6 protein-coding genes are annotated in these 8,166 nt (G+C 64.0%); 2 read left to right on the forward strand and 4 right to left on the reverse strand.

Annotation, left to right across the window (positions count from 1 at the left end; translation table 11 throughout):
• Nucleotides 1-273 precede the first annotated feature (273 nt).
• Together ACTNAU_RS10860 and ACTNAU_RS10865 are read left to right on the forward strand one after the other, a co-directional pair.
• The gene (locus tag ACTNAU_RS10860) at nt 274-1,596 is read left to right on the forward strand and encodes an amidohydrolase (RefSeq protein WP_185914672.1); all 1,323 of its coding nucleotides are present in this window, start codon (nt 274-276) and stop codon (nt 1,594-1,596) included.
• Between the two features lie 122 nt (nt 1,597-1,718).
• Nucleotides 1,719-2,069, forward strand: coding sequence for a DUF2200 domain-containing protein (locus ACTNAU_RS10865; RefSeq protein ID WP_441098429.1), 351 nt, complete (start codon nt 1,719-1,721; stop codon nt 2,067-2,069).
• A gap of 312 nt (nt 2,070-2,381) precedes the next feature.
• On the opposite strand, the gene ACTNAU_RS10870 is transcribed toward ACTNAU_RS10865, so the two are convergent.
• From ACTNAU_RS10870 to ACTNAU_RS10885, 4 genes are all read right to left on the reverse strand, one after another.
• Nucleotides 2,382-3,323, reverse strand: a complete 942-nt coding sequence (locus ACTNAU_RS10870) for a glycosyltransferase family 2 protein (RefSeq protein WP_441098430.1) — start codon at nt 3,321-3,323, stop codon at nt 2,382-2,384.
• A complete protein-coding gene (locus ACTNAU_RS10875) occupies nt 3,320-3,739 on the reverse strand; it encodes a GtrA family protein (protein ID WP_441098431.1) in 420 nt (139 codons plus the stop codon). Before ACTNAU_RS10875 ends, ACTNAU_RS10870 begins: the two co-directional genes overlap by 4 nt.
• 147 nt (nt 3,740-3,886) lie before the next feature.
• Nucleotides 3,887-7,054, reverse strand: coding sequence for an FtsX-like permease family protein (locus ACTNAU_RS10880; RefSeq protein ID WP_441098432.1), 3,168 nt, complete (start codon nt 7,052-7,054; stop codon nt 3,887-3,889).
• 3 nt (nt 7,055-7,057) lie between these two features.
• Nucleotides 7,058-7,759 carry an ABC transporter ATP-binding protein gene (locus ACTNAU_RS10885; protein ID WP_441098433.1) on the reverse strand — a complete coding sequence of 234 codons (702 nt, stop codon included), beginning with the start codon at nt 7,757-7,759 and terminating at the stop codon, nt 7,058-7,060.
• Nucleotides 7,760-8,166: the final 407 nt, after the last annotated feature.

The raw sequence follows: 8,166 nt of genomic DNA on the forward strand, positions 1-8,166 counted from the left end.
ATCGGTCCCCCAGGCCCCCGTCAACAAAAATCCCCCGAATATCCCCTTTATGAGACAAATTGGGGGATTCCCTTCAAATAAAATTTCAAAATCACCGGTTTTCGCTGTTTCCCTCAAAAATTCGATAAAGTTCATCCAATTGGCAGCACCTCATCGCCCCTTTCTTTACTGCGGCTTTCCGCTTGCCCCCGCCCGCAAAACGCGGTATCATAGAGGGGCCAAAAGGCGGACATCGATTGCGGCGGCAGCCGCTTTAACAAGGAGGGCGCACCCATGGACAACAGGGCGCTGAAAGAGCGGGTATTGCAAACCATTGACGAGAACCGAGAGCGGATCATCGACGCGGGCAGGGCCATCTTCGCCCACCCCGAGCTGGGCTATAAGGAGCACTTTGCCAGCGAACTGGTGCAGACGGTCTTTTCCGAGCTGGGTCTCCCCTATCAGACCGGGCTGGGGCTCACCGGGGTCAAGGCCCGGGCCGCCGGGCGGGACCACCGGGCCACCGTGGCCCTGTTGGGGGAACTGGACGCAGTGGTCTCCCCCACCCACCCCTTTGCCGACGAGCGCTCCGGCGCGGCCCACGCCTGCGGCCACAACGCCCAGATCGCCGCCATGCTGGGGGCGGCCATGGGTCTCTGCCTCTCGGGGGCGATGGAGCAGCTGGACGGGGACCTGGCCTTTCTGGCCGTCCCCGCCGAGGAGTTTGTGGAGCTGGAGTACCGCCAGAAGCTGCGGGACGAGGGCAAGGTGGAATTTGTGGGCGGCAAGCAGCAGCTGATCGCCGAGGGCGCCTTTGACGACGTGGACATGGCGATGATGGTCCACTCCTACTGCTCCCCCGACGTCCGCTCCTCGGTGGTGGGGGCCCCCTCCTCCGGCTTTGTGGGGAAGATCGTGCAGTACACCGGCAAAGAGGCCCACGCCGGGGTGGAGCCGGAAAACGGGGTCAACGCCCTCAACGCCGCCATGCTGGGGCTGATGGCCGTCAACGCCCAGCGGGAGACCTTTAAAGACGACGACGGCATCCGGGTGCACCCCATCATCACCAAGGGGGGCGACCTGGTCAACATCGTCCCCGCCGACGTGCGCATCGAGACCTATGTGCGGGGGATGGACACCGACGCGGTGGTGGCGGCCAGCGCCAAGGTCAACCGCGCTTTGGAGGCGGGGGCCTACGCCGTGGGGGCCCGGTGCGAGATCAAGGAGCTGCCCGGCTACCTGCCCATGCGCCAAAACCCCGACCTGGACCGGGTATTCCTGCAAAATGCCCGCGCCCTGCTGGGGGAGGAGCACGTCATCGACGCCACCGTGGGCCCCAAAATGGGGGCCGGCTCGTCGGACATGGGGGATCTCAGCCACGTGATCCCGGCCATCCACCCGGTGGCGGGGGGATTTTGCGGCAGCGCCCATGCCAAGGACTTCGCCATCTGCGACGAGGAGATGGCCTACATCCTCCCCGCCAAGATGATGGCCGCCACCGCCGTTGACCTGCTCTGGGACGGGGCGGCAGAGGCCCTGCGGGTCAAGGAGAACTTCGTCCCCAAGTACACCAAGGAAAGCTACCTCCAGTTCTGGCGGGAGTTTGTGGGGGAGTAGGGCGCACCTTCCCGCAGAGCCGGGCAACTGCAAAAAAAGGCGCGCCCCCAGCGGGAATGACTGGCAAGCCACCCGGACAAACTGAGAGGGACACGGGCAAACTTCTTGAAGGAGGGCGGCAGATGGGACGGCAGACGGCGGCGCAGATGCCCTTTTCCAAAATTTATCCCCTGCTCGTCAACAAGGCGGTGAGAAAGGGGCGCGCCAAGGGCGAGGTGGACGAGGTCATCCGCTGGCTGACCGGGTACAGCCAGGGGGAGATCGACGCGCTGGCCGCAGGAGAGGGCAGCTATGCCGCCTTTTTCGAGAGCGCGCCCCGGATGAACCCCAACCGGGAAAAAATCAGCGGCACCGTCTGTGGCGTGCGGGTGGAGGCGGTGGAGGACCCCCTCCTGCAGGAGATCCGCCGCCTGGACAAACTGGTGGACGAACTGGCCAAAGGTCGGCCCCTGGACGCCGTTTTGCGGGCATGATAGAGGCCTCACCGGCAAAGAGCTGCTCTGCTGTGGCATCAGCCCCCAAAGGGCACCGCACAGGCCCAGCCCCGCAAGGAGCGCCGAAATCCCAGCCCCGCATTCCGCGCGCTGCCACCGGCAACCCGGCAGCCCCGGGGACTATTTCGCATCATCTATAACCCAAAATCGCTTTTCCTGTTGCGTCTTCACGCTCTTTTTTTCGGGAAGCCCTCTGCGAAAGCAATGTGACTTCCCCGGAAGGGCTGGGGAGTGGGGCGCTAAAGCCATAAAAAAAGAAGGGCGACAGCAAATTGCTGTCGCCCCTCTTTTTTATTTCTTGTTGTCCTCTTTGAGGATGTAGACCGGCCGGCGCTTGGTCTCCAGATAGGTCTTGGAGAGGTACTGCCCCAGAATGCCCAGACAGAGCAGCTGGATGCCGCCGATGAGGAAGATAAAGCACATCATCGAGGGGTAACCCGCCACCGGGTCGCCCCAGACCAGGGTCTTGACGATGACCACCACGATCAGGATGGCCGCCAAAAAGCAGAAGAGGACCCCCATGAGGGAGGCGATGGCCAGGGGGGCGGTGGAGAAGGCGGTGATGCCGTCGATGGAGTAGAGCAGCAGTTTCCAGAAAGACCACTTGGTCTCCCCTGCGACCCGCTCCACATTCTCGTACTCCAGCCACTTGGTGGAGAAACCCACCCAGCTGAAGATCCCCTTGGAGAAGCGGTTGTACTCGCTCATGGAGAGGATGGCATCCACCATCTGCCGGGTCATCAGCCGAAAGTCCCGGGCGCCGTCCACGATCTCGGTGTCGGAAATCTTGTTGATGAGCTTGTAGAAGAGCCGGGCGAAGAAGGAGCGCACCTTGGGCTCCCCCTTGCGGGTGACCCGGCGGGTGCCCACGCAGTCGTACCCCTCCTCGGCGATGCCGCGATACATCTCCTCGAGCATCTGGGGCGGGTCCTGCAAGTCGGCGTCCATCATGGCCACGTAGTCGCCGGTGGCGTGCTGCAGCCCGGCGAAGATGGCCGCCTCCTTCCCAAAGTTGCGGGAGAAGGAGAGGTAGCGCACCCGCTCGTCCCCCGCCGCCAACTCCTTGAGCACCCCCAGGGTGCCGTCCTTGGAGCCGTCGTCCACAAAGATAAAGGAGAAATCCACCCCGTAGGTGGCCTTCATCCGCCCGGCCACCTTGCAGATTTCCGGGTAAAAATAGGGCAGGGATTCCTGCTCGTTGTAACAGGGAACCAGTACGGTGATCTCGCTCATGCTGTCTCTCCATCCTTCTTTTTAAAAATCCACAGCTTGCTGAACAGGTAGTTGAGGACGATCACCACCACATTGGAGGCGATCTTCACGATCAAGTCGGGGCAGGCCAGCCGGGTGACAAACAGCCACATGATCCCCATGTCCAGCGCGCCGGAGAAGAGCCGTGCCGCCACAAAGGAGCCGAATTCCCGCGCCAGATGGCGGGCCCCGAAATCCCGGTTTTCAAAGACCCAGAGCTTGTTGGTCACATAGGCAAAGAGGACCGACAGCACCCAGGCCCAGACGTTGCTCCCCATCTCCCCCATCCCCACCAGCCGGGTAAAGGCCGCGTAGGTGACGATGTTCACCAGGGTGGTGAGGGCGCCAAAAATCAGGTAGAGCAGAACGTCTTTGTACTTTTTCAGCAGGTCTTTCAATCAAGTATCCCCCTCATTGGCAGCATTGAAGCCAGCCGCACCGCCAGCACCAAAAGGGAGTCACCTCCCCCTTTTCCTTCCCAGAATTTCTGTTCATTATACCAAAAAAAGGCGGTTTCCACAACCGCCTTTTCCCTGCCGAAAACCCTATTCCACCGATTTGAGGCTCTCCACCATATCCACCTTTTTCAGGTGAAAGTGCATGGCCAGGTTGACCAGCACCGCGAAGAGGATGGTCAGCGCCGCCGAGAGGAGGTAGCTGAGGGGGGCCACCGTCCGCCCGAACATGATGGTGTCGATCTCGGCGGTGGTGATGACAAACCGGTGCAGCCAGATGCCCCCCAAAAGCCCGGCCACGGTGCCCATGAGGGTGAGGGCCACATTCTCCCGGAAGATGTAGGCCGAGACCTCCTTGTCGTAAAAGCCCAGCACCTTGATGGTGGCGATCTCCCGCAGCCGCTCGGCCACGTTGATGTTGGTGAGGTTGTAGAGCACCACAAAGGCCAGCGCCCCGGCCGAGACGATGAGCACCAGTACCACGTAGTTGAGGCTGGTCACCGTGTCGCCAAAGCTGTTTTTGATGCCGCTGGTGTAGCTGATCATCAGCACCCCGTCGTGCTCCAACAGCGCCCCGGAAAGGGCGTCCTGCCCCTCCTGCCCCGGGTCGTCCATCTGCAAGAGCAGGGTGTTGGGGCGCATCTCCTCCCCAAAGACCTGCCGGTAGTAGGCGGGGGAGAGGTAGAGGTAGTGGAAGGCGTAGTTCTCGGTGATCGCGGCCACCTTGACCGGGAGCTGCTCCCCCGAGTCGGCCACCAGGAAGATCTCGTCCCCCGCCGAGACCCCCATCAGGTTGGCGGCCTTTTCGCTGAGGACCGCCCCCTCGTCGGTGAGGGGGATGGGCTCGTGCCCCTTGCGGGTGCGCAGCACGATCTGCTCGCCCAGCCGCTCCGGCTCCTCGGGCACCACCAGGGTCAGTTCCAGCTGGCGGCTGTCGCTGCCGGCGGTGACCGACTTCTCGCGGGCGTACTGGTGCACCCCCAGCCCCAACTGCCCGGCCAGGAGGACATCGAAGTCCTCTCGGTCCTCGGCGAGGGTGTCCTCGTCAAAGACCACCTGCCCGTCGTAGACATCCAGTTCGCCGAACTGGATGCTGACGATGTCGGAGATGGAGTCCTTCACCCCAAAGCCCGCCATCATCAGCGCGGTGCAGCCGGCAATGCCCAGCACCGTCATGGCGATGCGCTTTTTGTAGCGAAAGAGGTTGCGCACCGTCACCTTGCCGATGAAGCTCAGCCGATCCCAGACAAAGCCCACCCGCTCCAACAGCACCCGCTTGCCCGCCTTGGGGGCCTTGGGCCGCATCAGCTGGGAGGGAGTCTCCCGCAGCTCCTTGACACAGGCGTAGAGCACCGCCAGGGCCGCACAGGCCGCCGACCCCAGGGTGATCCAGAGGAGGTAGTCGAGGCGGATGGGGGCGATGACCTTTGTCATTCGGTACATGATGGCATAGGCGTTGAAGATGACGTTGGGGAAGAGGAGCAGCCCCCCCACGATGCCGAAGACCGCCCCCAGCACCGCCGCCGTCACGGCGTAGAGCAGGTACTTGCAGATGACCGCACCGCTGCCGTACCCCAGGGCCTTGACGGTGCCCGCCTGGGTGCGCTGCTCCTCCACCATCCGGGTCATGGTGGTCAGGCAGACCAGGGCCGCCACCGCGAAGAAAAACACCGGGAAGACAAGGGAGATGGCGTCGATGCGGTCGGCGTCGTCGGCAAAGCCGGAGTAGCCCACGTTCCCGTCCCGGTCGTAGAGATACCACTTGGGCAGGGCGATGTCCGCCAGTTTGGCCCGGTTCTCGTCGATCTCCCCCTGCCCGTCGGCGATCTGGGTGGCAAAACTTGCCTTGGCGCTCTCGTACTCGGCGGCGCCGCTGCGGTACTCCCGCTGGCCCTGCTGGTACTGGGCCAACCCGGTCTGGTATTTCGCCAGGCCCTGCTGGTAGTCGCTCTTGGCCTTTGTCAGGTCGGCCCGGGCCTGGTCGAGTTGGGCCTGGCCGTCCTTTTTGGCGGCGGCCAGGGCGGCCTCCCCCTTGGCCAGTTGGGCGCGGCCCCCGTCCAGTTGGACCTGCATCCCCTGTATCCGCCCGGCCAGGGCCTGGTACTGCGCCTGCAGTTCCGGCGGCAGCTGGGCGGGGTCGCCCATGGCGGCCAGTTGGCCCTGCAGGGCGGCGATCCCCTGCTCCAACTGGGCCAGCTGGCTGCGGGATTGCTCCAGTTCGGCCTGGCCGGCGGCGATCTTCTCGTCAAAGGCGGCCTGGTTTTGGGGGATGGCCGCCTCCCCCGCCGCGATCTGGCTCTTGGCGTCGGCCAGCTTTTTCTCGCTGGCATCCAGGGTGCTCTTGGCGCTCTGCAGCTCGGCGGCGGCGCTGTCGAGCTTCTTCTTGGCCGCGTCCAGTTCGGCCTGCCCGTCGGCCCTGGCCTGGTCCAGTTCGGCCTGGGCGTCGTCGAGTTTGCCTGCGGCCTCCTCGTAGATCTCGTCGTAGCGGGCCTGGGCGCGGGCCTCCCCCACCCCCTCGAGGCGGGTCTTGGCGTCGGCCACCAGCTGGCCGTACTCCTCCCCAAAGCAGTCCAGCTCCGCCGCCCCCTTGAGGGTCAGGTAGGCCTCAGTGTAGTAGTCGAGGACAAAGGCCTCATCGGGGATGAGCAGCAGGTCGTCCACCGTGCCGCTGCCGATGCTGGTGGTGCCCATGGAGAAGGTGATGTAGAGGGGGCACTGGGCGACCCCCACCACTGTGTAGCTGCTCTCCCGCAGGGTGTCCGACAGCGCCTCCCCCTCCTTGCCGGGGGAGAGGGTCACCGTGTCGCCGATCTGCAGCCGCCGGCTCAGGTGGCCGCCGTACTGGATGAGGCACTCGTTCTCCGCCTCGGGCAGCCGCCCCTCCATCAGCCGGGGGGCGTTGATCCCCCCCTCTCCCGGCAGCCCCAGCACCTTGATGACGCTGGACTTCTCGCCGTCGTGCACCAGGGTGTCCACCGAGTGGGCCGGCTCCACCGCCTTGACCATCTCGTCGGCCTCCAGGGCGGCGATGTCGTCCCCGTTGAGGCCGTAGGTGGAGAGGGCCTTGATGTCCATCAAATCCTGCTCGTCAAAATAGGCGTCGCCGGTGAGCTTCATGTCCGGCCCGGTGGCTTTGATCCCCGCGAAGAAGCCGGCCCCCAGGGCCACGATCAAGAAGATGGAGAAAAACCGGCTTTTGGTCTTGCGCACCTCCCGGAAGGCGTCCTTCCAGAGGGCGGTCTTGCGCTGTCTCTTCACCGTCTACCACTCAATTCTTTCCACCGGTGTGGGGACGTCGTTTTTCTCCATGCTCCGCACCCGGCTGTTTTTGATTTTGATGACCCGGTCCGCCATGGGGGTGAGGGCGGTGTTGTGGGTGATGACCACCACCGTGGTCCCGGTGTTGCGGCAGGTGTCCTGCAACAGCTTCAAAATGCTCTTGCCGGTCTCGTAGTCCAGCGCGCCGGTGGGCTCGTCGCACAGCAGGAGCTTGGGCCGCTTGGCCAGGGCCCGGGCGATGGCCACCCGCTGCTGTTCCCCGCCGGAGAGCTGGGCGGGAAAGTTCTTCATCCGCTCCCCCAGCCCCACCTGGCGCAGCACCTCCTCGGCGTCCTCCGGCTCCCGGCAGATTTGGGAGGCCAGCTCCACATTCTCCTTGGCGGTGAGGTTTTGCACCAGGTTGTAAAACTGAAAGACAAAGCCGATGTCGTAGCGGCGGTAGGTGATGAGCTCTTTGCGGGAGTAGGCGCTCACCTCCTTGCCGTCCACCCAGATCTTGCCGCCGTCGCAGCTGTCCATCCCCCCGAGGATGTTGAGGACGGTGGTCTTGCCCGCGCCGCTGGGCCCGACGATGACGCAGAACTCCCCCTTCTCGATGGAAAAGGTGATGCCGTCCGCCGCGCGGATGGTCACCTCCCCCATCCGGTACTCCTTGACCACGTCCTGAAACTCGACAAATGCCATCTCTCTGCCCCCAGCGGGCGCCAGCGCGCCCTGTATTTTGAAAAAGGGAGCGGGGCCGCCCGACGGCGAAACACCCGCGATCCCATCTCTATGCATCTTATCCCAGATCCATCCATTCGGATTTATTGTACACCATATTTCGCCCCCGATGATAGCAAAATTGTTAACAGAAATAATTTTGCCCGGACAAAACGCCCCCCTCGCCCACCGGCATCAAAATCCCCTCTTCGGCGGCCTGCACCGCCCCCTTTGGGGCAGGGGCATCAAAACCGGCGGTCAGAGGGCCCTAGGGGAAGGGGCAGCGGCGAGAGCAGCCAGCGCAGACCGGCGCGGGCGCGCTGCACCGCCTCGAGGCGACAGCACCGCGGGAACGCCGAGCGGCGGCGCCCCCCTCTCGCCGGGGGCGC

Source organism: Bittarella sp. HCP28S3_D9 (assembly GCF_052065655.1).
GTDB classification, from domain to species: domain Bacteria; phylum Bacillota; class Clostridia; order Oscillospirales; family Ruminococcaceae; genus Bittarella; species Bittarella massiliensis.

Bases quoted from the DNA above. Each gene is read 5' to 3' on its own strand.
- ACTNAU_RS10885 (WP_441098433.1), bottom strand. From the start codon at position 7,759: ATGGCATTTGTCGAGTTTCAGGACGTGGTCAAGGAGTACCGGATGGGG.
- ACTNAU_RS10870 (WP_441098430.1), bottom strand. From the start codon at position 3,323: ATGAGCGAGATCACCGTACTGGTTCCCTGTTACAACGAGCAGGAATCC.
- ACTNAU_RS10865 (WP_441098429.1), top strand. From the start codon at position 1,719: ATGGGACGGCAGACGGCGGCGCAGATGCCCTTTTCCAAAATTTATCCC.
- ACTNAU_RS10860 (WP_185914672.1), top strand. From the start codon at position 274: ATGGACAACAGGGCGCTGAAAGAGCGGGTATTGCAAACCATTGACGAG.